General features: G+C 59.8%; 29 protein-coding genes and 2 riboswitches. Of the genes, 7 read left to right on the top strand and 22 right to left on the bottom strand.

What is annotated here, in order from left to right:
* Positions 1-8 precede the first annotated feature (8 nt).
* The 10 genes from B3H64_RS11195 to B3H64_RS11150 all read right to left on the bottom strand — a co-directional run bounded on the left by B3H64_RS11195 (position 9) and on the right by B3H64_RS11150 (position 4,484).
* Entirely contained in the window at positions 9-266 is a 258-nt protein-coding gene (locus B3H64_RS11195; protein ID WP_286735156.1) for a hypothetical protein, read from the bottom strand.
* On the bottom strand, positions 263-1,183 hold the full coding sequence (locus B3H64_RS11190) for a transglycosylase SLT domain-containing protein (protein ID WP_286735153.1): 921 nt from the start codon (positions 1,181-1,183) through the stop codon (positions 263-265). Before B3H64_RS11190 ends, B3H64_RS11195 begins: the two co-directional genes overlap by 4 nt.
* On the bottom strand, positions 1,180-1,359 hold the full coding sequence (locus B3H64_RS11185) for a hypothetical protein (RefSeq protein ID WP_286735151.1): 180 nt from the start codon (positions 1,357-1,359) through the stop codon (positions 1,180-1,182). The genes B3H64_RS11190 and B3H64_RS11185 overlap by 4 nt, the downstream gene beginning before the upstream one ends.
* The gene (locus B3H64_RS11180; protein ID WP_286735148.1) at positions 1,356-1,973 is read right to left on the bottom strand and encodes an HD domain-containing protein; all 618 of its coding nucleotides are present in this window, start codon (positions 1,971-1,973) and stop codon (positions 1,356-1,358) included. Before B3H64_RS11180 ends, B3H64_RS11185 begins: the two co-directional genes overlap by 4 nt.
* A gap of 161 nt (positions 1,974-2,134) precedes the next feature.
* Positions 2,135-2,713, bottom strand: coding sequence for an MT-A70 family methyltransferase (locus B3H64_RS11175; protein ID WP_286735145.1), 579 nt, complete (start codon positions 2,711-2,713; stop codon positions 2,135-2,137).
* A complete protein-coding gene (locus B3H64_RS11170) occupies positions 2,688-3,053 on the bottom strand; it encodes a hypothetical protein (protein WP_286735142.1) in 366 nt (121 codons plus the stop codon). Before B3H64_RS11170 ends, B3H64_RS11175 begins: the two co-directional genes overlap by 26 nt.
* The gene (locus B3H64_RS11165) at positions 3,047-3,337 is read right to left on the bottom strand and encodes a hypothetical protein (RefSeq protein ID WP_286735140.1); all 291 of its coding nucleotides are present in this window, start codon (positions 3,335-3,337) and stop codon (positions 3,047-3,049) included. The genes B3H64_RS11170 and B3H64_RS11165 overlap by 7 nt, the downstream gene beginning before the upstream one ends.
* The gene (locus tag B3H64_RS11160) at positions 3,334-3,732 is read right to left on the bottom strand and encodes a hypothetical protein (RefSeq protein ID WP_286735138.1); all 399 of its coding nucleotides are present in this window, start codon (positions 3,730-3,732) and stop codon (positions 3,334-3,336) included. Before B3H64_RS11160 ends, B3H64_RS11165 begins: the two co-directional genes overlap by 4 nt.
* Positions 3,733-3,825: 93 nt before the next feature.
* Positions 3,826-4,032 carry a hypothetical protein gene (locus B3H64_RS11155; RefSeq protein ID WP_286735135.1) on the bottom strand — a complete coding sequence of 69 codons (207 nt, stop codon included), beginning with the start codon at positions 4,030-4,032 and terminating at the stop codon, positions 3,826-3,828.
* Between the two features lie 215 nt (positions 4,033-4,247).
* Positions 4,248-4,484, bottom strand: a complete 237-nt coding sequence (locus B3H64_RS11150; RefSeq protein ID WP_286735132.1) for an XRE family transcriptional regulator — start codon at positions 4,482-4,484, stop codon at positions 4,248-4,250.
* 169 nt (positions 4,485-4,653) lie between these two features.
* Here B3H64_RS11150 and B3H64_RS11145 point away from each other — a divergent pair, with 169 nt between their 5' ends.
* From B3H64_RS11145 to B3H64_RS11135, 3 genes are all read left to right on the top strand, one after another.
* Positions 4,654-5,034 (top strand): hypothetical protein, encoded by a 381-nt coding sequence (locus tag B3H64_RS11145; RefSeq protein ID WP_286735130.1) that lies wholly within the window; start codon positions 4,654-4,656, stop codon positions 5,032-5,034.
* Positions 5,035-5,135: 101 nt separating this feature from the next.
* On the top strand, positions 5,136-6,827 hold the full coding sequence (locus B3H64_RS11140; RefSeq protein ID WP_286735127.1) for a recombinase family protein: 1,692 nt from the start codon (positions 5,136-5,138) through the stop codon (positions 6,825-6,827).
* 211 nt (positions 6,828-7,038) lie between these two features.
* Complete coding sequence (locus B3H64_RS11135) at positions 7,039-7,680, top strand: VanZ family protein (RefSeq protein ID WP_286735125.1); 642 nt, start codon at positions 7,039-7,041, stop codon at positions 7,678-7,680.
* 291 nt (positions 7,681-7,971) lie between these two features.
* On the opposite strand, the gene B3H64_RS11130 is transcribed toward B3H64_RS11135, so the two are convergent.
* The 5 genes from B3H64_RS11130 to B3H64_RS11110 form a co-directional block, all read right to left on the bottom strand.
* Positions 7,972-10,494: a cation-translocating P-type ATPase gene (locus B3H64_RS11130; RefSeq protein ID WP_286735122.1), complete on the bottom strand. Its 2,523-nt coding sequence runs from the start codon at positions 10,492-10,494 to the stop codon at positions 7,972-7,974.
* Positions 10,495-10,616: 122 nt separating this feature from the next.
* Positions 10,617-10,721: riboswitch (NiCo riboswitch) on the bottom strand.
* A 175-nt stretch (positions 10,722-10,896) separates the two neighbouring features.
* Positions 10,897-11,124, bottom strand: a complete 228-nt coding sequence (locus tag B3H64_RS11125; protein ID WP_050618159.1) for a hypothetical protein — start codon at positions 11,122-11,124, stop codon at positions 10,897-10,899.
* A complete protein-coding gene (locus tag B3H64_RS11120) occupies positions 11,117-11,272 on the bottom strand; it encodes a hypothetical protein (RefSeq protein WP_050618160.1) in 156 nt (51 codons plus the stop codon). The genes B3H64_RS11125 and B3H64_RS11120 overlap by 8 nt, the downstream gene beginning before the upstream one ends.
* Before the next feature lie 265 nt (positions 11,273-11,537).
* A complete protein-coding gene (locus B3H64_RS11115; protein ID WP_050618161.1) occupies positions 11,538-12,827 on the bottom strand; it encodes a glycosyl hydrolase family 18 protein in 1,290 nt (429 codons plus the stop codon).
* Positions 12,828-12,839: 12 nt separating this feature from the next.
* Entirely contained in the window at positions 12,840-13,580 is a 741-nt protein-coding gene (locus tag B3H64_RS11110) for an N-acetylmuramoyl-L-alanine amidase (protein ID WP_050618162.1), read from the bottom strand.
* A gap of 132 nt (positions 13,581-13,712) precedes the next feature.
* On the opposite strand from B3H64_RS11110, the gene B3H64_RS11105 reads away from it, so the two are divergent.
* The 3 genes from B3H64_RS11105 (at position 13,713) to B3H64_RS11095 (ending at position 17,926) form a co-directional block, all read left to right on the top strand.
* Complete coding sequence (locus tag B3H64_RS11105; RefSeq protein ID WP_050618163.1) at positions 13,713-14,648, top strand: DUF4349 domain-containing protein; 936 nt, start codon at positions 13,713-13,715, stop codon at positions 14,646-14,648.
* Between the two features lie 114 nt (positions 14,649-14,762).
* A complete protein-coding gene (locus B3H64_RS11100) occupies positions 14,763-16,556 on the top strand; it encodes an FtsW/RodA/SpoVE family cell cycle protein (protein WP_050618164.1) in 1,794 nt (597 codons plus the stop codon).
* Positions 16,553-17,926, top strand: a complete 1,374-nt coding sequence (locus tag B3H64_RS11095) for a penicillin-binding transpeptidase domain-containing protein (protein ID WP_050618165.1) — start codon at positions 16,553-16,555, stop codon at positions 17,924-17,926. The genes B3H64_RS11100 and B3H64_RS11095 overlap by 4 nt, the downstream gene beginning before the upstream one ends.
* A gap of 77 nt (positions 17,927-18,003) precedes the next feature.
* Here the strand turns inward: B3H64_RS11095 and B3H64_RS11090 are convergent, their stop codons facing one another.
* Positions 18,004-19,209, bottom strand: a complete 1,206-nt coding sequence (locus tag B3H64_RS11090) for an AfsR/SARP family transcriptional regulator (protein ID WP_286735114.1) — start codon at positions 19,207-19,209, stop codon at positions 18,004-18,006.
* A 239-nt stretch (positions 19,210-19,448) separates the two neighbouring features.
* Here B3H64_RS11090 and B3H64_RS11085 point away from each other — a divergent pair, with 239 nt between their 5' ends.
* Positions 19,449-19,886: a hypothetical protein gene (locus tag B3H64_RS11085; protein WP_286735112.1), complete on the top strand. Its 438-nt coding sequence runs from the start codon at positions 19,449-19,451 to the stop codon at positions 19,884-19,886.
* 64 nt (positions 19,887-19,950) lie between these two features.
* Here the strand turns inward: B3H64_RS11085 and B3H64_RS11080 are convergent, their stop codons facing one another.
* The 6 genes from B3H64_RS11080 to B3H64_RS11055 all read right to left on the bottom strand — a co-directional run bounded on the left by B3H64_RS11080 (position 19,951) and on the right by B3H64_RS11055 (position 25,868).
* Positions 19,951-21,141, bottom strand: a complete 1,191-nt coding sequence (locus B3H64_RS11080) for a coenzyme F420-0:L-glutamate ligase (protein ID WP_050618168.1) — start codon at positions 21,139-21,141, stop codon at positions 19,951-19,953.
* 88 nt (positions 21,142-21,229) lie between these two features.
* Complete coding sequence (locus B3H64_RS11075) at positions 21,230-22,273, bottom strand: inorganic phosphate transporter (RefSeq protein WP_050618169.1); 1,044 nt, start codon at positions 22,271-22,273, stop codon at positions 21,230-21,232.
* Positions 22,274-22,316: 43 nt separating this feature from the next.
* On the bottom strand, positions 22,317-23,570 hold the full coding sequence (dinB, locus tag B3H64_RS11070) for a DNA polymerase IV (protein WP_050618170.1): 1,254 nt from the start codon (positions 23,568-23,570) through the stop codon (positions 22,317-22,319).
* A gap of 65 nt (positions 23,571-23,635) precedes the next feature.
* Positions 23,636-24,844, bottom strand: coding sequence for a DUF2812 domain-containing protein (locus B3H64_RS11065; protein ID WP_286735106.1), 1,209 nt, complete (start codon positions 24,842-24,844; stop codon positions 23,636-23,638).
* A complete protein-coding gene (locus B3H64_RS11060; RefSeq protein WP_286735104.1) occupies positions 24,841-25,158 on the bottom strand; it encodes a PadR family transcriptional regulator in 318 nt (105 codons plus the stop codon). The genes B3H64_RS11065 and B3H64_RS11060 overlap by 4 nt, the downstream gene beginning before the upstream one ends.
* Before the next feature lie 131 nt (positions 25,159-25,289).
* Positions 25,290-25,868 carry an ECF transporter S component gene (locus tag B3H64_RS11055; protein WP_050618173.1) on the bottom strand — a complete coding sequence of 193 codons (579 nt, stop codon included), beginning with the start codon at positions 25,866-25,868 and terminating at the stop codon, positions 25,290-25,292.
* A gap of 115 nt (positions 25,869-25,983) precedes the next feature.
* Positions 25,984-26,107, bottom strand: a riboswitch (FMN riboswitch). This riboswitch is flagged as partial in the annotation.

Here is a 26,107-nt window from a genome sequence, read left to right as displayed (position 1 = left end):
CCTCCTTTTTATATAATGTAGGGACGGGCGGCCACCTGGTCCCCAGGTTCGGCCCGCCACACCTTTGCGTCCCGAATGTCCAGCCAGTCGCAGCCCCACACCTCCGCTGCGCATAGTAGAGCGGCGTACGGGGACCCACATGGCACCACTATGGTGCCCCGGCTGGGGTGGATCACCCTGGCGGCCCCCGGCGCGTTCCACCGCTCATTCCTGGAGCGGGTCACGGCGGAGGCGTGGGTGGTCCAGTTTGGCGCAGGTGTATTCATTCCCCGGCCCATGCGTTCACGGTACATTCCCACCGCTCAACAGCGGCCAGCACATTGGCAGAATATTCCGTGGAAGTGATACCGTTTTCCCACGCTCGTTCCGCTCCGGCGTTCCCCATGTTATAGGCCATGACGGCCTTTTCCATGTCCTGATAATTCGCCAGGTGCGTTCCCAGCAGGTACACCCCACAGACAATATTTCCCGCCGGTGTTGTTGGGTCCTGATTTGTTTCTGCCTCCAGGTTGACCCAGTATGTATTTTCCGGCCCCGGATTTAGCTGCATGATCCCAACTTCACCGGCAGCCCCCACGGCGTCCATGTCGAAATGGCTTTCTACTTCCGCCACGGCCAACGCCATGGGATAGGGGCACCCGTATGTACTGCAGGCGGTCCGCATAATGTCCTGCAGGTCGTAGGGGAGTGGCACGGCGTCCGAAAGATACCCCTGGGCCAGCAGGGCGGCCTCTATCTTTTCGGCCTCCATCGGGTCCTCACCCTCACCGTCCCACAGGTTTGAGAGGACGGCCACCACTTCCGGGTCAACGTCCGCCACCGGCGTGGCCATGGGGGTGTACTCCACCGCCTTGGCGTCGGACGCCGCTTTGATAGCCACCGCCAGCAGAACGATCACGGCCAGGATGGCCAGGGCCAGCAGGGCGATCCGCCGCCGGGCAAACTGGCGGCGGCGCTCTTCCTGCCTCCGGCGCTTCTGCCGTTCCTCTCGCTCCGTCTGCCGGGCCCGGAACTCCTCCCACTCCCGCCGTGCCTTGCGGCGCTGGTAGGCAGCCAGATGGTCCTCCCGGTTGTGTCGGGCCTCCATGGCTCCGATCCGGCGTTTCAGGTCGTCCACGTCCTCCACCACGCCGTGGTACTGCTCCATGGCCTGGCGGTATTCTTTCGCTTTCCTCTGGCTCACTTCTTGGCGCCTCCTCCCGTGAAAAACTTCCGCTTGACCTCATAGGGCAGGCCGAACCGCCGCCGCCCGCACTTGTCGCGGGTGATCTTTTCGCACCGGCCCGGCAACTGCTGGACCTCCCGATCACGCCGGGCAGCGGTTGCCACCGCGCACGGCTTGCAAAGGTTCTTTTTCATTCCTCCGCTTCCTCCCGTTCATCCACAAACGTGGCGCACATATCCGCCTCCTGGAGGCGCCACACCCACGGCGACATTTCCAGGGCCGCGCCCATGTCGCGGGCGCCTCCCTTTACCGCGCTGTCATAGGCTCCCATGTGCCAGCGGATGGCCATGGCCTCCTCCGGCTCCAGGTCCATGTGCCGCCGGATCAGGTACAGGCTCTTTTCTCCGTGCCCCAGGGGGAGGGGATCCCGGAACACATACGCCTGGCAGTCCTCCCAAAACCCGGTGGCCGGGTTCTTCCGCCGCTTGGTTTCAATGTGATACACGCCCACCTTGCAAACGTCGTGCAGCAGGCCCAGGATCGCCACCGTTTCCTCCACATCCTCCGCCAGCAGGCCGGAAGTGATTTCCCCATAGGTTTCCATGCAAACGATATTCCGCAGGCGGCGGTACACGTTCAGGGAGTGTTCCACCAGCCCGCCGGGGTGCGCCCCGTGGTTCTTGGTGGAGGCCGGGGCCTCGAAAAAGTCCGTTTCACGCTCCAGCCACTCCAGCATGGCGTTCGCATAGTCCCGCTGGACCCGCTCGGTCCAGATCTTCATAAACTCCGCTTTTGCTCTTTGGTTCATACTGCTACCCCCTGAAAACTTTCTTTGATGATCTTCCCGCGCACTTCAAAAGCCACGGTATGGAAATTCCCACGCGGGTGGATGTACTCGACGGTCCCCCGCAGATGTTTCTTTGTGCGTCCGGCCTTTATGATCCGGTGAATGTATGGCATAGCGTCCTCCTATTCTTCCGGCGGGGCTTCATTGCCCCAGGCGTCCCACCCTGGGGCGCGGTCCCGCGCGAACATTTCCAGCCGTGGCACGTCCCCCAGCAGTTCCACGATCCGCCGGCGCGTTTCGTCCGGCTTTTTGCTGTGTCCCTCAAAGGGTGCCTCAATGACCTGGTGGACCCGATGGCTGCGGATCCGCTCTTTTGCGCGGAACCCTGGGGTAACACCCAGCAGGCAAACCTCCACATTTGCGCGGGTGTACGCACCCATGCCCCAAAAGTTCCCGCCGTTCTTGCGGTTCTTCTTGATCCACACAAATGCCGCCGTTTTGTAGGTGAACCCCCACGCCTCCAGGACCTTGACGGCCTCGGTGATGTTTGGGAAAGTCGCCCACATGAAACAGGCTGCCCCCCCACCCCCGCAAATTTTCCGTACCGGCAATTTGCATATATCCTCGGTGGACATTGTGGGGTAATGCTTGGCCGCGTTTCCCCGGCTCTTGTCCGTGGTTCCGTGCTGCCTGTACTCCCACGGGGGATCCGCATAAATCACGGTGTATTGCCGATCAGGTAGCGGGAGAAAGTCCGCCATTGTCGCCACCCCTTTCCAGCCTCCGGCGCTCCGCTGCCGTCACAAGTTCCTCCACCATGCCGCGTTCCCGTAGGCTTTTCAGGTCCAGGTTGTAAACCTCCCGGCTCACCGTCTTTCCGGTTTCCCCGTCCTTGACTTCGATGGAGAGGAGAGGACGCCCCATGCAGGTGGAGAAAAAGGCGTGGGCCGTGTCCCAGTTCGGCGTGATCCAGTCCAGGGCATAGTCCGGGGTGCGCGGGTACTTGGTGAACTGTGTCCCGCTCCGCATGGGCGGGAGGTTGTCCACATACTCCGCCACCAGCTTGTAAAGGCTGGTTTTCGTCGCTTTCAACCTCACCATTTCCCCAGCACCTCCTCCCGATACCAGGCCAGGATCTTCTTTTCGTACTTCTTGCGGGTCCTCTTTTTCTTGGTGTGGCGGTATCGGTACAACATAGGGCGGTTAGAAACGGACGCCCACCGCATGGCCGTTTCCATTTCGTGCCGGGCCTCCACCGCCGACGCGACGGACAGGATCCACTTTCTGAAGCCCTCCGCCACCACTTCAAAACTGGCGGTGATAGGCCCCAGCGGTTTGCCGTCCAGGTACACCGTTGCCTCGGTGGTCTTGGTTTCCTCATTCATTCGGCCAGCCCTCCCCCGCGTTCATATCCGATCAGGATATTGTGGGCCAGTCCTCCCAGGTCGGCCCGCAGGGCCTCCAGTTCCAGCAGGTCCATATACGAAATGCCCGCCGCCTCCAGGCGTGTGCGGAACTTCTTGGCCCGCTCGGCTGCGGCCCGGATGGCCTCTTGCTCTCTGGCTGCGTCCTCCGCCGCGAACTTTTGCTGCATGGCCTCCAGGTCGATCTCGCCGGCGGCGATCTGCTGGCATAACTCTTTGGCGTCGTCAATGGTAAAATCCATGTGTCCGGCGGTGCTGATACTCCGCCCCATGTTTTTGGTGTCGTACTCCGACACGGTGAAACGCTTTTCGGTTTCCTGCGCCCGGTAAACGTCCTCGTAAATCCTAAACTCCATGCCGTTTTGGCGGCCCTCCAGGGTCCGGCGGCCTGTACGCCTCCACTTAATTTCCTTTCTTTTGCCCATCGCGTGTTCCCTCCGTTAATTTGTTTAGGGGTGGTTTTCTGCCGCGCGGCAGCCGTCTATGTATTCCTTGAACTTTCCGGCCAGCAGTTTGGAAATTTCGTCCGTAGCCTTTTCCTCTTGCTCCGTGCGGCCCCGCTCGTTCACCGGAAATTCCTTATAAATCGGCGTTGCCGGTAAAAACTTCCCGTCCGGTGAACGCAGGGCGATAATGCCCACTTTGACAAGTGCCATTCCGGCGCCTCCTTACTGTCCATTGATGATGTGCGGGCCGGTGATTCTAACGCACACAAAAACGCACGTTCCGTTCTTATCTCGATCAACGAGAATGCACCCGTTTGGGTCCAAACCGCGTTTTGTGAGTTCTTCGCTCTCCCGCTTGGTTATGTGGAGCGAATTGCACCACAATCTGGTCCACCACTCCTTGACTTTTCTCCTTGCGTACTCGTTCAACGTATGGCCTCCTCTTTCAATCTTTCAACCAGTTCGGTGGAAAAAAGATAGTCAATGCTCATTCCAGGGAAAAAGGCGTCTCTGATCTGTGCCGCTTCGCATAATTTCATGCGATCCTTTTTGTTTATTTTTGCGGACATGGTGGCGGCGTTAATTCTGATCCTTTTTGCCATTTTTTCGGCAGTTATTCCGTTTCTCGACATTTCCGCCGCAAGATTGGGGTACATTGGCATTTTTTATCACCTCTCAAATTCACGCAATAGCGTTAACTTTGGCTAAATAATAACCGTAATTGCGTGAATTGTCAAGATATTTTTAATATTTGTTTTCGCAATTTCGTTAATTTCGTTTGCATTTTTCAAAATCTCATATATAATGAATTCCATGAAAGGCGGTGTCTTTATGAGGGTTGAAGATCAGTTGAAAGATATGATTTTAGAAAAGTACAAGAGTGTTCGCGCTTTTACAATGGCCCTTGATATGCCGTATTCAACAATTGATTCAATGCTTAAACGCGGGATTGATGGAGCCAGTGTTGTAACGGTGCTCAAAGTGTGTATGGCTCTTGATATTGATATTGAGGGTTTGTTAAATGACAAAATTGTTCCTAAAGTACCAATTCAAAAAGCTGACGTATTTGCTAATCTAAGTGATCAGGATTTGCTTATTGCTTCGGCTTATCATATGGCCAGCGAGGACGACAGGGCGGTTGTTGATGCTGCGTTGCGTAAATATTACGATTGTGTCACAGGCATAAAAGGGGACATCGAAAAAATGGCTTAACTTACTCCTCGACAAGAAATTGCAAAATTATTGATTTCAGCAAATATATAAAAAAATGACCCGCTTTTGCGGGTCGATGATCTTGAACTGGGGGTATTAAAATGTCAGTGGCAGCGCGGGCGGTTCAGCCGGATTTCAACGACGACGTGGCCGACGTCGTGATTTATTCCCGGTATAGTTCTATTGGCCAAAATGATCAGAGTATCGACGGCCAGATCGACGCCTGCATGAAATACGCAGCCCAGCGCGGTTTCCATGTGGTGGGCCAATACATTGATCGCGCACTGTCTGGCACCCATGCAGACAGCCGCCCGGAATTTCAGAGAATGATCCGGGACAGCAAAAAGGGCGTTTTCAAATATGTGCTGGTGTGGAAACTGGACCGTTTCGCCAGAAACCGCTATGACAGCGCCATATATAAAAACGAACTGAAAAAGCAGGGTGTAAAGGTGCTGTCTGTTACAGAGGGCATAGACGCCGGAAATGACAGCATTATTTTGGAGGCCGTGCTGGAGGCCATGGCAGAGGAGTACAGCCGCCAGCTTTCCCAAAATGTGCGGCGCGGTATGCACCAGAACGCCGAAAAGCAGTTGACCCTTGGAGGCAACCCGCCTTTGGGTTACCGCGTGGAAAATAAGCGGCTTGTGGTCGATGAAAAAGAGGCGGAAATGGTCCGTTTTGTGTTCCGCTCCTATGCCGACGGTATGACCAAAACGGAGATCGCAAAAGAGTGTAACCGCCGTGGATGGAGGACCAGGACCGGGCGGCCTTTTACGGTCAACAGCTTTTCTGTCATGCTGAAAAATCAAACGTATATTGGCACCTACACCTTTAAGGACGAAATAACCGTGGAGGGCGCCGTGCCGGCCATTGTGGACCGTGCCACATTTGAAAAGGTTGGCGCTATGCTGGAGCGCAACAGGCGGGCGCCTGGCAGAGTAAAGGCAAAAGAGGAATACCAGCTGCAGGGAAAAGTATTCTGCGGTTATTGTGGCTCCCCCTTGGTCGGTGAGTGTGGCCGTGGTAGGCGTGGGGCCACTTATCACTATTATGCCTGCGCTACCCGTAAAAAGGCCCATACCTGTCAAAAGAAAAATGAGAAAAAGGACTTTCTGGAGTGGTATGTTGTCGAACAGATCACAACCCACATTTTGACCGATCAGCGGATCCACGAAATTGCCGCCGGCGTGGTTGCTGAATATAACCGCAGTTTTGACGCCGCCGGTGTTCGGGATCTTGAAAGAAAGATCCGGGCCATGGATAAAGAAATGGACGCCCTTGTGGACGCCCTGATCCGAACCACCGCCGCGCCTGCCGTTGCAAAGATCAACGAACGGGTGGAACTGCTGGCCACTCAAAAAGAGGAGGCGGAGGTGGACCTGGCAAAACTGAAAGTGGCCAGCCGGATCACGCTCACAGAGGAGGAGATCGTGGCATGGCTCCGGCAGTTCGTCCATGGAGATCCCACGGATCCAGCTTTCCGCCAGCGTGTGATTGATATTTTTGTAAATTCCATATATCTGTATGACGATAAAGTGGTTATGTATTTCAATATCAAAGACGCCAGTCAGGTTTCCTATATTGAAATGCAAGAGGATTTAGAGTGCTTGGACGGTTCGGATTTGAATTGTTGTGGTGTACCACGTCGGAGTAAAGTATGCTTTGCTCCGACGTATTTTTATTCCTACGGAACAAAAGTACGTCATCCGTCCGCTCCCTTGCTCCTCTTTTCTGAATCGAAGGCCAGCGCAGCAGGTTGGATTCGGGTGGAGAAACGGAAATACCCGGAATGAAGCCGCCTGATAAACAATGATAATCCGAACTACATTCTCCAAGTTGGGGCGTGTGTTCGGATTTATCATTTCGATCGAGCGTATTATTCGAAGAGCAATGGAGGGGAATGTGAACCGCTCCCCGCCATTGCCTTTTTGCGCTGTTGATATATAATGTATAAGGTAAGTATACTAATGAATCCGGAAGTTTGCCCGAGCATAAAAGGGGAGGATGGGACGCCCCATTATCTGGCGGCTGAGTTTGATGTTGATTAAACCGGTGGAAGGGAGAAAGATTGTACCGATGTACTTTCCAGACAATATGAACGTTCAATACTTCTTTTTCGATACATACCCTGGCTATTTTTTGCAGGCGTTGCCGATCGCTCTAGTCGCTGGAATTATCTACGCAGTATATAAAAGAAAAAAACAGGGCGTTTCTTTGCAGGAAACGATTTTATCCTCGCTGTTTGTATGTTACATTACAGGGCTTCTATCTCTGACCTTGTTTAACCTTGTCATGAGCGATATTTACTATTTTCTGTTTTATCATATGCCCAGTGGGAGCAGTTATCATTGGTTTACTTTTGAATATGATTTTATTCCCGACTTTTATTTCGACTTCAGTTCGGAAAATGCCGGTAATATCCTGATGTTTCTTCCGTTTGGGGCTCTCTACCCATTATTTCACAGGAATAGTACATGGATACATACCATCCGAATGGGAATTGGAGTTTCCGTTGGGATTGAATTATTGCAACCGATTTTTGGCCGGAGTTTTGATATTAATGACATTATTTTAAATGGGTTTGGAGTTATTGTGTCCACAGGAGTCTTTTTCTTATTAAAAACGGTGTTCCATCAGAAGTCATAGCAGTGAATCTTTGTATGTGCGATCTGAAATCAGAAGCTTGAACACTGCATCGGTCATTCCATCACCAGAAAAGAGGATTTGGAGAGGGACCTGGATTCATAACTGCCATTTTTAATCGTTCCGGCAGTATATTGGCTTCGAGGGTCAGCCGCATGCCCTAGCCTGCGGTCCCAAAAGTGCTTCTCGTATTTTGTGGAGAAAAAACGCTTGCTGCGGCGCAGGGCCAAGCGGTGATCCTTTTTCTCCTCGGACTATACCCCAACTCCCGTATCCGGACAAATTCCCATCGGCTTATCTTTTGCGAAGCTTTGTGGCCAGCTTTACAAACTCATACCACAACACCGACGCAGCGGCAAGGCCAATCGCTGTAAATAACTGCGCGCCGGTGAGCGGGGCGAGCTTCAGATAGAGGGAAACCGGCGTGTACAGAATCACGGCCAGCAGCGTCAGCGTACCCAGATTGACTGCCCACATGACCGGGTCTTTGCTGAGCCGCCTCACGGAGCGGTAAGCGAAATCGTGGTCAGAGCTGTTGACCTGCACCAAAAACAAATTTGCCAGCATGATGATGGCAAGACCCATGGCGCGAGCCGCCGGGGCGTTGTCCGGATTGCCCGCCAGTGACGCAAAATAAGCGCCAAAGGACGCGGCGAATATAAAAATCCCCTGTAAAACGCTCTTGGCCAACAATTTTCCGGTCAGCAGTTTTTCCTTCGGGTCACGGGGCGTGCGAGCCATGATATCTTCTTCCGCAGGCTGACGCTCCAGAACAATGGAGCAGGTCGGGTCAATGAGCACCTCCAGCAGCACCACGTGAAGCGGCAACAGCAGCAGCGCCGCAGGCGCAATCCCCAGGAAGGGCGCCAGCAGGGAGGCCGCGGCAATGGGAATATGAATGGTGAACACATAGCCCACCGCTTTACGGATGTTGTCGTAGATCCGGCGTCCATCCCGGACGGTCTCCACAATGGTGGTAAAATTGTCGTCCAACAAGATCAGATCGGCGGCCTCGCGCGAAACCTCGCTGCCACGTTTTCCCATGGCAATACCAATGTCGGCATACTTCAGGGCCGGCGCGTCATTTACACCGTCACCGGTCATGGCGACGATCGCACCGTTTTCCTGAAAGGCTTTGACGATGCGCATCTTGTGCGCGGGAATGACGCGGGAGAAAATAGACGCGGTTTTCACTGCGACCCGCAGTTCCTCGTCAGACATGGCCTCCAGTGCCTCGCCGGTAATGATATTGTCGCTTCCGGGAACTCCGATTTTTTGGGCAATAGCGGAGGCGGTGATCCCGTTGTCTCCGGTGATCATGACCACACGAATTCCTGCGCGGTTGCAGACGGCAATGTCGTTCTTGACACTTTCGCGGGGAGGATCGGCAAGCCCCACCAGGCCAAGCAGTGTCAAACGGCAGTCGGTGATGGCGGCGGGGATTGCAGCTTCATTTTCTGGATGGGCGGCGGCAATGGCAATCACGCGCAATCCCTGAGAGGAAAGCGCTTGCATCTGTTCTTCCGCGGCACACCGCGCCTTGTCCGTCAAAGAGCAGAGGGTCAAAATACGTTCCGGGCTGCCTTTGGCGGCAACGACCAGTCTGCCGCCCTTGCGCCAGACGTGTCCCATCATTTTCCGCTCATTGGTAAAGGGATACTCGCGCACAAACTCATTGCTAAACAGGCTCTCTCTGGAAATGCCGTGCGCCTCGCAGCAGCGGAGCATCGCTTTTTCCATGGGGTCGTAGGCGTCGGTTTCACAGCCAAGTCCCATCGTCTCAACGAGCACCTGCTCTGTGCCATCTGCCACCCAAATTTCCTGTACGGTCATTTGGTTCTTGGTAATGGTGCCGGTCTTATCCACGCAGAGGACGGAGACGGCCCCCAGCGTCTCCACACTGGGCAGCTTGCGCACCAGCGAGTTTTTCTTTGCCAGCCGCCACGCGCCCATGGAGAGGAACACCGTAAGGATGACCGGAAATTCTTCCGGAATCATGGCCATTGCAAGCGTCACGCCGGAAAGGATGCTTTCAATCAGACGGTCGGAAAATGGATGATCGGGAATATTGAACCACGTAAATACGGCCACCAGCGCAAACAGCACGCCTGCTAGGATGGCACAGGTTTTCACCAGCTTGCCGGTCTGCTTTTGCAGCGGGGTATCCGCCTGCGGCGCGGTGGCCACGCCAAGACCGATTTTTCCGTATTCGGTCTGCGCGCCAATTTGATCCACCTGAACGACAGCGGTGCCCTGCGTAACCAGGGTACCGGCATAACAGTAATCCTTGCGCCAGTAATCCGTTGTGGGTTCAGTGCTTCCCGTGGGCGTTTTCCAGACGCCCTCCGCTTCGCCGGTGAGAGAGGATTCATCCACGCACAGGTCGGCGCAGCGCAGCACTACGCCGTCTGCCGGAATCTTGACGCCCTCACAGATCATCATCAGGTCGCCCGGAACCAGGTCGGCGCTGGCGATCCGTTGTTCCTTCCCGTCGCGGATGACAGTGATCTGCGGCGCGGATAGATCCTTCAGCGCATGGAGCGTTTGGTCGGTTTTCCACTCCTGGATCACATCAATGCTGATGATGCCCACCACGAAGATGAGCATGATCGCGCCGTCTCTGGGCTCGCCCAGAATAAAATAGATAATGGCGGCGGCAATGAGCAGCAAAAACATAGGCTCACAGAGAATATGAAATATTTTCTGGAAAAAGGTTTCCTTCTTCTGTGGCGACAGCTCGTTTTTACCGTATATGTCCTGCAATCGCTTTGCTTCGGCAGAGGTTAGCCCTGCCACGTTCGGTTGGCTGACTGTCATAAAAGAATCCTCCGTTTCCCGCTGCCATCTGGCAATGCGGTGTCATGATTTCTCCTATGGCACTCCATTTGAGGTCGGCTGTTCCATAAATAGGTATAAAATAGCACACCTATGGAACATACAACTGTCCCACAGATGTGCATAAAAGGAAATGCAATCTGCTGCCGCAGATAAAGCGGCCCGGCCCCACGCCCGCTTCCGGGCATCGCCTGCTCAGTTTGTACTGGTGATCTCGCATCCCGGCAGAACCGGAATGTAATGCAGTGCAAAGAGATTACGTTCCATTATATGTGAGAAGACGTGGAATGTCAACCGTTGGGTGTGCCGGGCAGTAATAGGACCCATGACAAGGTCCCGAAAGCTGTGCAGAAGGCGCTGCCGGTCGGCAGCGCCTTCTACATTTCAGTCTGCGTCCAGCGGGTCCAAGGCCGCGTTGGAGGGGATGGCGGGCTCCGGAAGCTGCTTGTAGAGCACATCGTTTACATGGGAGAGCATCCGCTGCTGGTAGTCCTGGATATCGTCCAGGGAGCGAAAACTGGTGTTGCTCTTTTCCAGCGCAATCTGAGCATCCAACGGCAGCGCGTTGAAATAGGCGATGGCCTCCGGGGAGAGAAGCGCGCGGTCAAGCATGGCCTTCGCCCTCTGCTACGATGCGCTCCAGGACGGCCATCAGGTCGTTCATGTTTTCCAGCTTGACGTCCATGGAGAGAATGTGGTTTTTCAGGTCAATGGGCATGGACTCGAACTGGGCACGGATCTTGGGAGATACTGTGGACATTGGAATCACCTCGCGCCTAGTATGAGCCAAAACGGGCAAAAAAAACGCCGGCGACCCAAAATGTCGTCCGGCGGAACTTCTTGGTCTGCCTCCCCGGAAGAGCCATTGCCCTTCCGGGGAGCACAGCGGTGTTGCAAAGAGAGAGAGGGAGGAGGTTGGAATTGGTATTAGGTCTTTGCAAGTATAGAATATCATACTGAAAAGGGAATTGATGGACAGTTTTATAACGTGCTGTGAACTTTTTATGAACGATAATATTTTCCTTTTAGACGGGGTCCTGAATGTGGAACAGACTGTCCAGCACCAGCCAGTTTTGGGCAAAGGGGCGCATGAGATTCCAGTATCCGGCTCCGGACAGGCCGTATTCCGGGATGAGGGACAGCTTGGCGGCGATGCTCCTGGCGTCTTCAAACCAGACCTCATGTGCCGTACCCCTCTCGTCCATGTAGCGGAACCAGGGCGCCTGGGCGGTCTCATCGTATTGGATGGCCACACCATAACGCCGGGCCAGGCTGACGGCATACTGGGGGGAGATGGAGGTGGCCCGAGTCTCCCCCTGGCGGAAGGGCAGCGGCCAGTCATAGCCGTAGGCCGGGATGCCCAGCCAGATTTGACCGGCGGGGAGCTCCGTCAGGGCGTACTCCACCACCGAGCGCACATTGGGCAGCGGTGCTACCGCCATGGGCGGGCCGTATGTATAGCCCCACTCATAGGTCATTAAAAAGACGCGGTCGGCGGCGGCCCCCAGGGCGCGGTAGTCGTGGCCCTCATAGAGCAGACCGGGCTGGTCGGCCGAGGTTTTGGGGGCCAGCGCCACCACCACGGGGTAGCCGCGCGGATTCAGCCGCTCCCGCAGGCGGCGGATGAAGGAAGCATAGGCCGCCGCATCCTGGGGGAAAACAAATTCGAAATCCACGTCCAGACCGCTGTAGCCCTTGGTCTCCAGCGTGTTGAGTACATTGTCGATCAGGACGCCCTGGACGTCCTGGTCGTTGAGGACCAGACTGGCCAGCTCGTTGGAAAAGCTGCCCTCGTCGGTGAGGGTGGACAAGTGCATCAGAGCTCCGGTCCCCACATTGCGGGCCGCGGTGAGGAGCGCCTGGTCCTCCAGCGGCACCAGCGCGCCGTCCGGCTGGATGCCATAGGTAAAGGGCGTGATATAGGTGAGGAAGGGAAGGGTACGCCGCAGCAGGCCCGGATCAATAAAGGGGTAGGCATAGCCGTTGACCGCAATGGGGGGGTATTTTGCGCTGTCACCCTGATAGCTGAGGACCACGGTCTGGCCGGAATAGAGGGTGGGGGAGCCCTCCAGGACGGTGTTGTTGCGGTAGAGCTGGCGGACCGGTACGCCGCTGGCCCGAGCCACGGAATAGAGCGTATCGCCGGACCGGGCGGTGTAGACCTGGTCGGGGAAACGGAGGACCAGCGTCTGCCCCACCACCAGCTCGTAGGGGGGAAAAAGCCGGTTTTCGCTGGCAATCCGCTCCGCAGACAGCCCGGATCGCTGGGCGATGGCATTCAGAGTGTCGCCTGCCTGTACGACATAGATCTCCATGGGAGCCTCCCGTCAGACCAGGGTGACGTAGTCTGAGCTGGCATACCCCACCACGCCGTCAAACCGGACCAGATACCAGCCCTGCCACTGGTTGATGACGGTGAGCCGGGCGCCGTCGTAAGCGCGGGCCACGATGGGGGCGGTGGTGGAGGGCCTGGAGCGGATGTTCAGCGAGCCCCAATTTACATCCACCACGGCGGGACGGGCGGGGCGGGGCTCCAGGAAGGGGATGCCGAAGTACTGGCACAGAGAGCTCACGATGTTCCGGGCGATGGCGTTCAGATTGTTCTTGACCCAGGCCGCGTCGTCGGGATTGTCGTGATATCCCAGCTCAATGAAGACCGAGGGCGCCCGGACCCGCCGGACCTCACCGATGGCGGTGGTGGGCTCCGCCCGGACCCGGTCGGGGAGCGGATAAATGTTTTTCAGATTTTCAGCCACGATCTCCGCCGCTCGCCGCCCCTCGGTGCTGCCGGGATAGTAAAAGACAATGATGCCGCGGATCTGGCCGTAGAGGCCCTCCGGAGCGGCATTGGAGTGGAGCGCCAGGTGCAGGTCGTAGTTGCCCTCGTTGGAAGCGCGGATGGCGGCGGCGGCGGTCATTTCGGGCGTGTTGCGGACGTACTGGATGCCGGAGGCGTCCAGATAGGGGACCATGGCGTCCGCCAGCCGGTTCATCCACTCCTCTTCGGTGCCGCCGCTGACGTAAAAGTTGTTCTCCTGGGTGGAAGGAGAGAGATAAATGATAGGCATGGGGATTCCTCCTTTGGTGGTATCCCATCCTATGCGCCCCAAGCGGGTTTGGAACCTTTTGCCGGTGAACCTCGTCTAAAGGGCATAACACAGCCCCATTCCTTCGCGCAACGGATGAAAGTGAGGTGCCCAATGAAAGGAAAAACAATCCTGCCGCTCGCACTCCTGCTCGCCGCGGTGCTCACCGCCTGCTCCGGCGGGAACAGCGCCACCATGGCCGCCGCTCCCTCGGCGGCGGCGGAATACAAGGGAGAGATGGACCGCCCGGAAGAACCGGCCCCTGACATGGCTCTGAGCACAACGCTCCGGGCCGCAGGCGTCTACGAGGACGCCAAGCTCATCCAAAGGGCCGATTACGAAGTGCAGACCACGGACTACCCGGCGGCCGAAACGGCGCTGGAAGCTCTGGTGGAGCGCTGCGGCGGCTACTTTGAGTATCAGGAGACCAGCGGAGGGGGCTATTACGAGAGCGCCGCCCGCCGCTGGGGCAGCTTTACCATTCGGGTCCCCAAAGAGCAGTATGATGCCTTTACGGGCTCGGTGGGCGAGGTGGGACATGTGGTGAGCCAGTCCGGCAGCGCAGAAGATGTGGGACAGAACTATTCCGACATCGAACTGCGCCTGCAAACCCAGAGGACCAAGCAGGAGCGGCTGCTGGCCCTGTTGGAGAAGGCGGCGACTATGGAAGATATCATCTCCCTGGAAAACGCCCTGTCCGAGACCGAGTATCAGATCGAGCAGTATACCTCTGATTTGAAGCGCTACGACTCCCTCATTGATTTTGCGACCATTGAGCTCCGGCTGACCGAGGTGGCCCGGATCAGCGACGAGCCCGGCGAGGTGGCGCCGCTGGGAGCTCGGGTCGCCTCTGCTTTTGGCGAGGGTCTGCATTCCTTTGGCGACGGGCTGGGAAATTTGGCCGTCTGGCTGGCCTATCATGCGGTGGGTGTCACGGCGCTCCTGGCCGTTTTAATGGGGGCGGGGCTGGCCGTCCGGAGGCGGCTTCGGAAGCGCGGCGCGGTCCATGCGCCGCCCGACGCCCAGACAGAGGAAACAGAGGGCCGGTAGAGGCAGGGGGATGGGTCTGCGACCCGTCCCCCCTTGTTATCTGAGGGAAATGTGATATAATGACTGCCCTGAGGACCTGCTCGTCCCCGACTCTGAAAGGGAGGGATTTACCCGATGGAACAGCTCCTATCCGCGCCGCAGGCCCTGATGGACCGGCTTGCGGCTCTGCTGGAGGCGTATCCCCTGGCAACGGCCTGGTACACGGCGGCGGCGCGGTTCGTTTTCCCTGTTCTGGCTCTGCTCATTCTGGCCCGCACCATCCGCTCCCTGGTCACGGTGCCCCATGTACCGGAGGTCTGGGCTTATTTGTCCCTGCCCAACGGGGCGGACGAGCCGCTGACCCATTGGGAGAATATCATTGGCCGCTCCGGATTTTCAGACGTGGTGCTCAACTACCCCACCGTCTCCCGCCAGCACGCCGCTCTGATCCGGGGGGAGGACCGGAATTGGACCCTCTATGACCTGGATTCCAAGGGGGGCGTGGCGGTCAACGGCAGGGAGGTGGCGGGGCAGGCCGCCGTCCAGTACGGCGACGTGCTCTCGTTGGGCGGCGTGGAGACGGTGCTGCTGGCGGTCTCCCCGGAGGAGGAGCAGGAGCGCCGGTCCCGGCGGCGGGCGGAGCGGCCGGTGTCCCCCTGGCTGGGGTTGGTGCTGCTGACTCTGTTTCAGGTCATGACCGCCGTCCAACTGGTCATCGCGGCGGGGGAGCGCGCCTCCGCCGCCATTCCCATGACCTTTTTGTGCCTGAGCCTGGCCATGTGGGCTTACTGCCTCACCCTGCGGGCCCTGCGGCGCATCGGCTTTGAAATGGAGACCGTGGCCTTTTTCCTCTCCACCCTCTCTCTGGCCGTCACGGCCTCCTCGGCCCCCTCGTCCCTGCCCAAACAGTTTTTGGCCGTCCTGCTGGGGCTGCTGCTCTTCCTGGTGCTGGGGGTCTTCCTGCGGGATCTGGAGCGGGCCAAAAAGATCCGCTGGCTCATGGCGGCGGCGGCCATCGGCCTGCTGGGCGTCACGCTGCTGCTGGGAACGGGCAAATACGGGGCGAAAAACTGGATCGTCCTGGGGCCGCTGTCCCTCCAGCCCTCGGAGCTGGCCAAGATCTGTTACATCTTTGCCGGATCGGCCACCCTGGACCGCCTGTTCCGGAAACGGAACCTGGGGCTGTTCATCGTCCTGACCGGGGCCTGCATGGGCGGTCTGGCCCTGATGAGCGATTTCGGCACCGCCGCCGTGTTTTTTGTCACCTTCCTGGTCATTGCCTATCTGCGCTCCGGCGACTGGGCCACCCTGGGCCTCATCACCGGGGCCTGCATGGGCGGGGCCGCCGTGGTGGTCACCATCAAGCCCTACATCCTCCAGCGGTTCGCCACCTGGGGCCACGCCTGGTCCGACGCCTCCGGCGGCGGCTACCAGCAGACCCGGGCCATGTCGGCGGCCGCCTCCGGCGGACTGGTGGGCGTGGGGGCGGGGAAGGGCTGGCTCCACCGGGTCCCGGCGGCGGATACCGATCTGGTATTCGGGATGTTGGCGGAGGAGTGGGGACTGGTCATCGCGGCGCTGGCCGTCCTGTCCATCGTCACCCTGGCGGTCTTTGCCGTCCGGGCCTGCCGGGCGGGCCGGTCCAGCTTTTACACCATCGCCGCCTGCGCCGCCGCCTCCCTGATGGTGTTTCAGACCTGCCTCAACGTCTTCGGGTCGGTGGATCTGCTGCCCTTCACGGGTGTGACCTTCCCCTTTGTCTCCAACGGCGGCTCTGCCATGGTGGCCTCCTGGGGGCTGCTGGCCTTTCTCAAGGCCACGGACACCCGGCAGAATGCCAGCTTTGCCATACGCCTGCCCTCCAGAAGGGCCCGCAAGGCCCCGGAGCGGCAGACGCCTGATTCGGCGGAGCAGGAGGGGACGGCATGAAGCGCATCGAAAGACGGGCGGGGCTGTGTCTGCTTCTGGCGGCGGCCCTGGTGCTGGGCCTGGGGATCTTTACCTTCCGGGAGCTCCGCAGCGGGGGGGCCTGGGCGGCCTCGGCCTTCAATCGACACATCTACAACAGCAAGGGCCAGCTTGCGGTGGGGCGGGTGCTGGACCGGGACGGGGATCTGCTCTCCTGGGTGGACGCGGAGGGGAACCGGGCCTATTACGCCAACCCCACCGTCCGCAAGGCCACCCTCCACGCGGTGGGGGACGCCCAGGGAAAGATCGGCACCGGGGCGCTGGTGGCCTTCGGCGACAAGCTGTCCGGCTACAATCTCCTTACCGGCGCTTACAGCCCCTTTGGAGAGGGGAACGATCTGTATCTGACCCTGGACGCCCACCTCAACTATGTGGCCTATCATGCCCTCAACGGACGGAAGGGGGCGGTGGGGGTCTACAACTATAAGACAGGGGAGATCCTCTGCATGGTCTCCAACCCCTCCTATGACCCGGCAGACCCGCCGGAGATCCAGGAGGGGGACGAGCGCTATGAGGGCGTGTATCTGAACCGCTTCCTCTCCGGCACCTTCGTGCCCGGCTCGGTGTTCAAAACGGTCACCCTGGCTGCGGCCGTTGAGCACATGCCCGACCTGATGAGCCGGACCTTTACCTGCACCGGCTCTACCCTGGTGGGCGGGGAGGCGGTGACCTGTCCCGGCGCTCACGGGGAGCTGGATATCTACGGAGCGCTGGCCAGCTCCTGCAATGGGGTGTTTGCCCAACTGGCGGCGGAGCTGGGCCCGGAGGTGATGGAAGCCTACACCCGGAAGGCGGGACTCACCGGGAGCTACCGCATCAATGGACTGTCCACGGCCAAGGGGAGGTTCCAGTTTTCCGGAGCTACGGCAAATCAGCTCGGCTGGGCGGGAGTGGGGCAGTACAACGACCTGGTGAATCCCTGCGCCCTGATGGTGTATATGGGCGCCATCGCCAGCGGCGGGAAGGCCGCCGTCCCCCAACTCATTCTTCAGACGGTGACGCCGCTGGATTTCCGGGTGTCCCTGTATGTCCGGCACCGGACCGGGCGGCTGGTGGAGGCGGACACGGCGGAGCTGCTGGCCGACATGATGGCACGGAACGTCGCCGAGACCTATGGCAGCGGCCGGTTCCCCAACATGGACCTCTGCGCCAAGTCCGGCACTGGCGAGGTGGGAGGCGGGAAGGCGCCCAACGCCTGGTTTGCCGGGTTCCTACGCAATGAGGACGCCCCCTATGCCTTCGTGGTGCTGGTGGAAAACGGCGGCAGCGGCGCGGAGGCCGCAGGCGGCGTGGCGGCCAAGGTGCTGAATGCCCTGGTCAACGGCGATTAAAGACGGCGGAAGAAATCAGAGCGGCCCCCGGCTTTGCCGGGGGGCGTTCGGATTTCGAGCAGGATACTTCGCCCGCATCACATCAGAGGCATAAGGGGCAGGACGCTGTACTGGAGCAGGACGCGCATTTGGGGGTAGATCCGCCGGAAGCTGGTGACCAGACGATCCAGGACCTTTCCTCCGTTTTCGTAGCTGGCGCAGGGAAGCAGGAGCAGATACTGGGTGGCGCTGAAGCGGGTATAGGCATCCCCCTGACGGAGGCCGGAATGGATGACCTCCCGTACGCGGCCCATGCTGACGCCGATCTGCCGGGTTGTGAGGGGTTTTCCACGGGCGTCCAGCACTGAGAGCATGGCAAGCTGCACCACCTGCCCGGTGCGGGCGGCAGTGCGGGCCGACAGACGGTACACATCCTGAAAGATGGCGTATTCGCAGTAGTAGGGGCCCGGGTTCGGCCGGACCTCGCAGAGGGTCTCCCGGACTACGCGGAGGTCCATCTCCACGCTTTGGGTGGACCGGACCAGCTCACGGTAGAGCGCGGTCAGCTCCGCCGAGGGACTGGCGCCAAGCTGTTCCATAAAAAGTTGGGTGACATAGCGGTAGTGCTGGATAGCGGTCTGCTGCGCGCCAGTGGCGATCATGGCCTGCATGAGGTGCAGGTGCGTCCCTTCGTCATAGGGGTCCACCAGGATGGCACGGCGGCACAGGTCCACCGTTTCGGCATAGCGGCCCTCAGCGTCCAGAAGCCCGGCGGCCTCGGTACAGAGCTTGAGGAACTTGGCATGGTAGTACACCCGCAGGGAGACAGCCCAGGGCTCGTGGGAAGCCTTTGGGAGGAAATCTCCCCGGTACAGGGCGGCGGCGGCCAGCATGTGCCCCAGCCGATCCGGTCCCGGCCGGGTGGCGGCCTCGCAGAGCGATTCGAACTGCTCGGTATCTACGGCGATGTCCAGGTCATGGTTCCAACGGTAAGTACCCCGCCGGTAGAGGAGGATCTCCTTCCCATTTTCAAAGCCCAGGGCCTCCACGGTATGTCTGGCCCGGTGGAGAAGGGTTTTTAGCGTGTTGACCGGATTGTCGATGTCCGAATCCCCCCACAGCACGTCGATGATCTCGTCTTGGGAGACCACCTTGGAGCGGAAAGCAATGAGATACTCCAAAAAGGTCCACAGCTTTTTGGAGGAACTGGATTGGTCCGTCACCACAAGGGCCTCGCCCGCCACGCGGCGGGTCATGGTAAAGCTTCCGAACATAGAGATGTGCAGCGTATCTGCCGTGCCCACGGGACCACCTCCTTCCAAACCAATCTGCACCGCACGATAGCGGAGCAACGCAGACACAGCCGGGCGTGGGTCGCTTTCCAGCAGCAGCGTCAGAAATCCCACATAAATTCTAACACAGTAAGAGTCGCGAGGCAAGACATGTCCCCAAAAATGTGCAGTTGTAACCAAAGAAGAACCGCCGGATGCTATACTAAAGACGCCAATTGTGAAGACAATGAGGAAACGGAAGGTGGTCTCGGATGCCCCAGGGTCAGAGCCGGTTTGTCCCCTATGAGATGAAGCGCAGCTTGATTCGGGTGTACTCCTATCGTAACAAAGAGATACGGGGGACGCTGCAGAATCCCTATTTTGAAGAAGAGCCGTATTTTGACAACCTGACTCAGCTCCTGATCCGGATGGAGGGGCTGCTCGATGCGCTGGATTTTCCGCAGCGCAGCATGGAGGGCCGTGCGTTCGATCAGCCGGAGCAGAGGGTGGCGGCCGGGGCCCCACGACCGGCGCCGGAGGCGCTGGGGGAGCAGAAGCCCCTTGCCACGTTCCAGTTGAGCGTTTTGTTTCGTCAGAACGCCAGTTGGCAGGGCAGCCTGACGTGGCTGGAGCGGGCGGAGGAGGCCCGATTCCGCAGCGTTTTAGAGCTGGTTGGCCTGCTGGACAGCGCGCTGGCCGCCTGGGAGTGAGAGGGAACGTGAACAAAGGCTCCGGGTCCTGTAGGACCCGGAGCCTTTTCGGTTGCAGACTTGTTTATTTGGTATAGTTGTCAAAGTAGCCCTGGACCAGCACGATGGGAGTGCCCTTGTCGCCGCTGCCGGAGGTCAGGTCGCACAGGGAACCGATCAGGTCGGTGAGCCGCCGGGGCGTAGTGCCCTGAGAGACCATCTGGCCGGTGAGGTCGCTGTCCTTGTGGCGGATATAATCGGAGATCGCCTCCTTGAGGGCGTCGCCGGAGAGGTCGGCAAAGTCATTGTCGGCCAGATACTTGAGCTTCACCTCGTTGGGCTGGCCCTCCAGACCGGAGGTGTATGCGGGGGAGACTACCGGGTCGGCCAACTCCCAGATCTTGCCCACCGGGTCCTTAAACGCGCCGTCGCCGTAGACCATGACCTCCACGTGCTTGCCGGTCTTGGCCTGGACGCCCTTCTGAATCCGCTCCACCACGGGCTGGCAGTTGCGGGGAAACAGCTTGACCTTGTCCTCGGTGGCCTTATTGCTGCCCAGCAGGCCGTAGCGCTCGTTATAGCCGCTGCCGTTCACGCTGGCGGTCATCAGCTCGTCCAGACCGAGCACCAGCTCGGCCCCCGCTTTTTTCAGCAGCCGCTTGGAGCGCTCACGGGTGTGGATGTCGCAGCACAGCACATGCTTCGCGTAGGGGAGGATAGCCCGGCAGTCGTTGGCCAGCACCACCTCTACCTCGCAGCCGCAGCCGGTGATGAGTTCCTTGTAATATTCGATATAGTCCACGCCGGTAAAGACGTGCTTGGTATAGCCGAAGAGCTCCCGGTACCTGGCCTCGGACAGCACGTCCCGGTAGGGGTCCACGCCCTTTTCGTCCACCAGGTCCATGTCGATCAGGTGGTTGCCCACCTCGTCGGAGGGGTAGGAGAGCATCAGCACGATCTTTTTCGCGCCCATGGCGATGCCCCGCAGGCAGATGGCAAAACGGTTGCGGCTGAGGATGGGGAAGACCACGCCCACCGTGTGGCCGCCGAATTTGGCCTTTACGTCGGCGGCGATCTGCTCCACCGTGGCATAGTTGCCCTGAGCCCGGGCCACCACGGCCTCGGTCACGGCGATGACATCCTTGTCATACAGCTCGAAGGGGGTCTGCTGGGCGGCGGCGACCACGCTGTCCACCACGATCTGGGCGATGTCGTCGCCCTCCCGGATGATGGGCGCACGGATGCCCCGAGACACGGTACCGACTAATCTTTCCATGACTTTGCCTCCAATGGTAAAAATCAATTACACAATATTATAGCGCGAAATTGAAGGCAATGGAAGAGGAAAGTGCAAAAAAGGGCGGTTACCGCAGCCAGAGCAGAAAACGGGCGGCACAGAAGCCGATGAGGCCGCAGCCGGGAAAGGTAAACAGCCAGGTGATGAGGATGGAGCGGGCCACCCGTCGGTCCACGGAGGTCCGGTCCTCGGCCGCCCCAACGCCCAGAATGGCCGCGGTTTTGGCGTGAGTGGTGGAGACCGGAAGGCCCAGCAGCGTGCACAGCAGCAGGCAGAGGGCTCCGGCCAGGTCGGCGGAGAAGCCCTGCCGGGGCCCCAGAGGGACCATGTCGCGCCCCACAGTGTCGATGATGCGCCGGCCGCCGATGGAGGTGCCGGCGGCCATGCACAGGGCGCACAGCACCATGAGCCACAGGGGGATAAGGAAAGTCTCGGTGTCCCGGCGGCCCTGGGCCAGAGCGGCGGAGAGCAGAAAGACCCCCATGAATTTCTGCCCGTCCTGTGCCCCGTGGAGAAAGGCCATGGCGGCGGCGCCCGGTACCTGAAGCCGCCGGAACAGGCGGTCGGTACTGTGCCCGAGGGGGAACAGCCGCCGGACCAGCCCCGCGCAGCGCCGTCCCAGGAGAAAGCCCAGGCCCACAGAGAGGAGCAGCCCCAGAAGCACTTTTGCCCAGGCGGCCGGCTGAACGTTGGACAGGCCGCCCTGAAGGGCCGCGGCGGCCCCGGTGACGCCCGCCACCAGCGCGTGGCTCTCGCTGGTGGGAATGCCAAACCGCCAGGCCGCCGTAGCCCACAGGACGATGGCCAGCAGGGCGGCGCACAGGGCGGTGAGGGCATCGCCGGTGTCCGGGCCGAAGTCGGCGATGGTGTAGATGGTCTCGGCCACCGAGGCGTTGAGGCACGTCATGCACACCACCCCCAGCAGGTTGCACACGGCGGCCAGCCGGACCGCACGCCGGAAGGGGAGGGCCCCGGTAGAGACGGCGGTGGCGATGGCGTTGGGCGCGTCGGTCCACCCGTTGACCAGGATGACAGCCAGGGTCAGGACCGATGCGGTCAGCAGTCCGGGGTCGGAGAGCCGGGACAGGTAGGCAAAAAAGGAAACGGTCAAATCGGACACCCCCTCCCACAATGTACGAGGGAGGGGGCGGAGGTTATTCCAGCTTTCGGCCGCCGGGAGGAATGGACCCGGCGTGGTCGGCGGGGCGGTCGATGTCCTCACCCACCACAGCGGCGGGGACGATGGCGCCCTTGCCGAACTTGCCGCGGATTCCGTCCACGGCGCGTTCCAACTGTTCCCGGCGCTCCCGCCGGGGGGCGGTCTGGGCCAGGAAGAGATCCATCTGCTCCGCCGCCTGGTCCTCGGGGACCAGATTCTGCCCGGTGATGGCCAGCAGGCGGATGGGGGCGTTCATATTCCAGGATTCCCGGATGAGCTCCATTGCGGCGCGGCTCAGCTCGGTGGAGGTGCAGATGGGGATATCCAGCCGTTTTTGGCGACAGATGTTCCGGAAATCGGGGTCCCGTATGGTCACCTGTACGGTGGCGCAGCGCATGGCGTGCTTGCGCAGCCGGGCGGCCACACTGTCGGAGAGCAGGGCCACCCCGGTGCGGATGTCCTCCGGGCCCACCAGATTCCGGCGGAAAGTGATGGAGTTGCCGATGGATTTGGGAGGCGGCAGCGCCCTGGCGGGGACCACGGGGCTGTGCTCCAGTCCGGCGGCGTAGTCATAAAGCTGCCCGCCCATCTTCCCGAGCAGCTCTGTCAGCGGCTCCCGGCCAAAGGCGGCCAGATCCCCGATGGTCCGGACGCCATACTGGCCCAGGACCTGGGAGGAGGCCCGCCCCACGAAGAGCAGATCGGTCACCGGCAGAGGCCACACCTTGTCACGAAAGTTCTCTCGGGTGATGACGGTGGTGGCGTCCGGCTTTTTCAGGTCGCTGCCCAGCTTGGCAAAGACCTTGTTGAAGGATACCCCCACCGAGATGGTGAGCCCCGTCTCCTCGCGCACCTCCCGGCGCAGCCGGTCGGCAATGGCCTTGCCGTCCCCGCCGAAGAGGTGCATGGAGCCGGTGATATCCAGCCAGCTTTCGTCGATGCTGAAGGGCTCCACCAGATCGGTGTACCGCTCGTAGATGGCGTTGATGACCCTGGACCAGTGCCGGTACTTGTCGTGGTGTGCGGGCAGAAGCACCAGGTCCGGGCACTTGCGGCGGGCCTGCCAGATGGTCTCTGCCGTCTTGACCTGAAATTTTTTGGCCGCCTCGTTTTTGGCCAGGATGATGCCGTGGCGGCTCTCCGGATCGCCGCACACCGCCACCGGCGCCGACCGGAGTTCGGGCCGCTCCAGCAGCTCCACCGAGGCGTAAAAGCTGTTCAGATCGCAGTGTAAGATCGTGCGCTCCACATCGGTCACCTCCTGCCTGCCAGTATACGACGGCAGCCTCAAAATGTCAAACGAATGTTCGATATTTATGGGCCGGGTTCCCACGCCAAAAGCTGGGCGATTTGCTCCAAGTGCTCCGCTAGATCCTGGGTCCCATTGTAGTCCAGATAGATCACACGGTCCCCGGCGCAGGCGAAAAGCTGCTGCCCGCCGTAGTCTGTGTCGGTCACCAGCGCCAGCCGGTCGAAGCCGGGGGCGGTCAGCTCCTTTACCTGGTAGCGCTCCGGTTCATATTCGGTTTTCCAGGTGTGGTAGTCAAACAGGTCGTCCAGCAGGGGAGAGGCCAGGAAGGGAAGGGCCAGGTCGTACCAGTCCATGCGCAGGTGGCACGCATTCCCGGCGCCGGGTATGGTTCCGCGCTGCCTCACCTCATAGTGCTGGGAGAGGGGGTACCACTCATAGCGCACGTAGTTATCCCGGTCGGGGCCTTCATAGCCGGGATAGGAAAAGGGCTCTGGGAGGTAAGTCGCAACGCCCTCCAGCTCCGCCAGGGAGAGCAGCGGGGCGGGCCGGGCAAGACCGGCCAGCTCGGACGCCCACCGGCCCGCAGTGAAAAAGTAGACCCCGCTGGCGATGGAGGCGACGGCGCCCAGCGTCATCAGGAGGGTATAGAGCTGACAGATCAGGCCGGTCCGCTTCCAGCCCCGCCCGGTGGGGGCTGGGATGCCCTCGCTGAGCTGCCGCCGCAGACGGCGGATACCCAGGACCTGCCGGAGATAGTAGAGGAGGAACGCCAGGCAGAGCAGGGCGGCAAGGGGGGTGTAGAGAGAATTGCTCTCGACCAGCCGCTGGACCGGGCCGAAGGCGCTGTCCGCCGCCGCCCAGAGAAAGAGGGCCGCCATGACGAGCGCCGCCAGAACGCACACCAGCCCGGAGCGGGTCAGCCGCCTGCTCAGATGCTCCAGCGCGTAGCTCTGGGCCACCGGATCGGTGTGAAATTCCTCGGTCTCCGGGTCATCGGCCCAGTAGACGGCAAAGGCCTGGCCAAAGGGGCCGGCATAGTGCCACCCCCGCCCGGCGCTGTAGTCCACCTGCTCCCGGGCCAGCGAAGCCGGGACAGAGCCGCTGGGTTCGGCGTGGTAGCGGATGGGCATGGGCCTGCCCCGGCGGAACCGGGCAAAGCAGGAGCCCATTCCGGTGAAGAAAAGCCCTTTGGCGGCCATGTCCTCCAGCCAGTTCTCAATGCCGTGCATGTCCAGAAAGTCCACGGGGACCAGCTTGCGCACCAGCTTCATGTCTCCCCCTCCTCGCTTTCCGCGTCGGCGATACAGGCCCTGAGCCGCTCCAGTTCGTCGCCGTACAGGGCGCGGCCCTTGTCCGTCAGACGGTAAGTCCGTTTCCGACCCAGAACGTTGACCTCACGGATGAGCTGCTCCTCTTCAAATTTGGCCAGGATGGTGTAGAGGGTCCCGGGTCCCAGCCGGACCCGGCCGCAGGTTTTGCGCTCCACGAAGTCCGCAATCTCGGCGCCGCATAAATCCCGCTTCCGAAAGGACATGAGCACGTAGAACATCGTCTCGGTCAGCGCCTCCAGAGGTCTTTTGGACATCACATGTCCTCCTTATATCGAGCTTCGATATCGACTGTTGATATTATAAGCTTCCGGGATGGCGCTGTCAAGACAAACAAAAAACGCCCCGACGGCCGTTGAGACGGTCGGGGCGTTTTCAGACTGAGGGATCAGATGTTTTCCGCCTCGGGCTTGGAGACGTCCTTTCTGGGCTCGCCGTGGACGATGTGGCGGGAAACGGCCTTGTAGACCACAAAGGTGATACAGGAATTGATGCCTGCCTTGAGCAGGTTAAAGGGGAGGATAACGGGCAGAAGCATGGCGTCTACCACTTCGGTGGGAGCACCCATGAACATGGGGGTGATAAAGTGGTTGGCGACCATCATCACAAGGCCCATGGTCAGCGTGCCGCAGCACAGGCCGACGACGGCGCCGGCACGGGTGTGCTTGAAGCGGTAAATGGTGGCGGAGACCAGTACCAGGGCGCTGGTGGCGATAACGTGCATGAGGAAACCATAGACGCCGTCGCCGCCCAGGAAGAAGGCCTGGATAAAGGAAGCGAGCACGGTGATGATGACGCCGGCTACCGGACCGTAGGCAAAGGCGCCGATCAAAATAGGCACGTCGGCGGGGTCATACTGGAGAAAGGCGGCGGAGGGGAACAGGGGGAAGTGGACCAGCGTGATGAGAACGGCGCCGATGGCGGTGAGCATGGCCAGTACGGTGAGCTGCTTGGTGCGGGGATTCATAAAGAGCACTCCTTTTCAGACGCAGGATTCCGCTGCGCCCCATGTAATGGAAAACACCCGAAAGGCATCAATGTCTTCCAGGTGTTAAAAACATGGGAAAGGTGCGCGTTTCTTAACACATCTTCTTCCATCCAGACTTCGCATCCAATGGGATGCGTCACTGTCGGTCCCGGAGTTCCACCGGGTCGGTCGTTCGGAGAACGAGTCGCGGACTTTACCGCCGATCGGGATTTTCACCC

Source organism: Intestinimonas sp. UBA1698 (assembly GCF_002320075.1).
Classification (GTDB): Bacteria; Bacillota; Clostridia; order Oscillospirales; family Oscillospiraceae; genus Intestinimonas; species Intestinimonas massiliensis.
Note: the sequence above shows the minus strand (reverse complement) of the source record. Positions and strands in the feature narration are given on the sequence as shown.

Bases quoted from the DNA above. Each gene is read 5' to 3' on its own strand.
- B3H64_RS11195 (WP_286735156.1), bottom strand. From the start codon at position 266: ATGAATACACCTGCGCCAAACTGGACCACCCACGCCTCCGCCGTGACC.
- B3H64_RS11185 (WP_286735151.1), bottom strand. From the start codon at position 1,359: ATGAAAAAGAACCTTTGCAAGCCGTGCGCGGTGGCAACCGCTGCCCGG.
- B3H64_RS11180 (WP_286735148.1), bottom strand. From the start codon at position 1,973: ATGAACCAAAGAGCAAAAGCGGAGTTTATGAAGATCTGGACCGAGCGG.
- B3H64_RS11175 (WP_286735145.1), bottom strand. From the start codon at position 2,713: ATGGCGGACTTTCTCCCGCTACCTGATCGGCAATACACCGTGATTTAT.
- B3H64_RS11170 (WP_286735142.1), bottom strand. From the start codon at position 3,053: ATGGTGAGGTTGAAAGCGACGAAAACCAGCCTTTACAAGCTGGTGGCG.
- B3H64_RS11165 (WP_286735140.1), bottom strand. From the start codon at position 3,337: ATGAATGAGGAAACCAAGACCACCGAGGCAACGGTGTACCTGGACGGC.
- B3H64_RS11160 (WP_286735138.1), bottom strand. From the start codon at position 3,732: ATGGAGTTTAGGATTTACGAGGACGTTTACCGGGCGCAGGAAACCGAA.
- B3H64_RS11155 (WP_286735135.1), bottom strand. From the start codon at position 4,032: ATGGCACTTGTCAAAGTGGGCATTATCGCCCTGCGTTCACCGGACGGG.
- B3H64_RS11150 (WP_286735132.1), bottom strand. From the start codon at position 4,484: ATGCCAATGTACCCCAATCTTGCGGCGGAAATGTCGAGAAACGGAATA.
- B3H64_RS11145 (WP_286735130.1), top strand. From the start codon at position 4,654: ATGAGGGTTGAAGATCAGTTGAAAGATATGATTTTAGAAAAGTACAAG.
- B3H64_RS11140 (WP_286735127.1), top strand. From the start codon at position 5,136: ATGTCAGTGGCAGCGCGGGCGGTTCAGCCGGATTTCAACGACGACGTG.
- B3H64_RS11135 (WP_286735125.1), top strand. From the start codon at position 7,039: ATGGGACGCCCCATTATCTGGCGGCTGAGTTTGATGTTGATTAAACCG.
- B3H64_RS11130 (WP_286735122.1), bottom strand. From the start codon at position 10,494: ATGACAGTCAGCCAACCGAACGTGGCAGGGCTAACCTCTGCCGAAGCA.
- B3H64_RS11125 (WP_050618159.1), bottom strand. From the start codon at position 11,124: ATGCTTGACCGCGCGCTTCTCTCCCCGGAGGCCATCGCCTATTTCAAC.
- B3H64_RS11120 (WP_050618160.1), bottom strand. From the start codon at position 11,272: ATGTCCACAGTATCTCCCAAGATCCGTGCCCAGTTCGAGTCCATGCCC.
- B3H64_RS11115 (WP_050618161.1), bottom strand. From the start codon at position 12,827: ATGGAGATCTATGTCGTACAGGCAGGCGACACTCTGAATGCCATCGCC.
- B3H64_RS11110 (WP_050618162.1), bottom strand. From the start codon at position 13,580: ATGCCTATCATTTATCTCTCTCCTTCCACCCAGGAGAACAACTTTTAC.
- B3H64_RS11105 (WP_050618163.1), top strand. From the start codon at position 13,713: ATGAAAGGAAAAACAATCCTGCCGCTCGCACTCCTGCTCGCCGCGGTG.
- B3H64_RS11100 (WP_050618164.1), top strand. From the start codon at position 14,763: ATGGAACAGCTCCTATCCGCGCCGCAGGCCCTGATGGACCGGCTTGCG.
- B3H64_RS11095 (WP_050618165.1), top strand. From the start codon at position 16,553: ATGAAGCGCATCGAAAGACGGGCGGGGCTGTGTCTGCTTCTGGCGGCG.
- B3H64_RS11085 (WP_286735112.1), top strand. From the start codon at position 19,449: ATGCCCCAGGGTCAGAGCCGGTTTGTCCCCTATGAGATGAAGCGCAGC.
- B3H64_RS11080 (WP_050618168.1), bottom strand. From the start codon at position 21,141: ATGGAAAGATTAGTCGGTACCGTGTCTCGGGGCATCCGTGCGCCCATC.
- B3H64_RS11065 (WP_286735106.1), bottom strand. From the start codon at position 24,844: ATGAAGCTGGTGCGCAAGCTGGTCCCCGTGGACTTTCTGGACATGCAC.
- B3H64_RS11060 (WP_286735104.1), bottom strand. From the start codon at position 25,158: ATGTCCAAAAGACCTCTGGAGGCGCTGACCGAGACGATGTTCTACGTG.
- B3H64_RS11055 (WP_050618173.1), bottom strand. From the start codon at position 25,868: ATGAATCCCCGCACCAAGCAGCTCACCGTACTGGCCATGCTCACCGCC.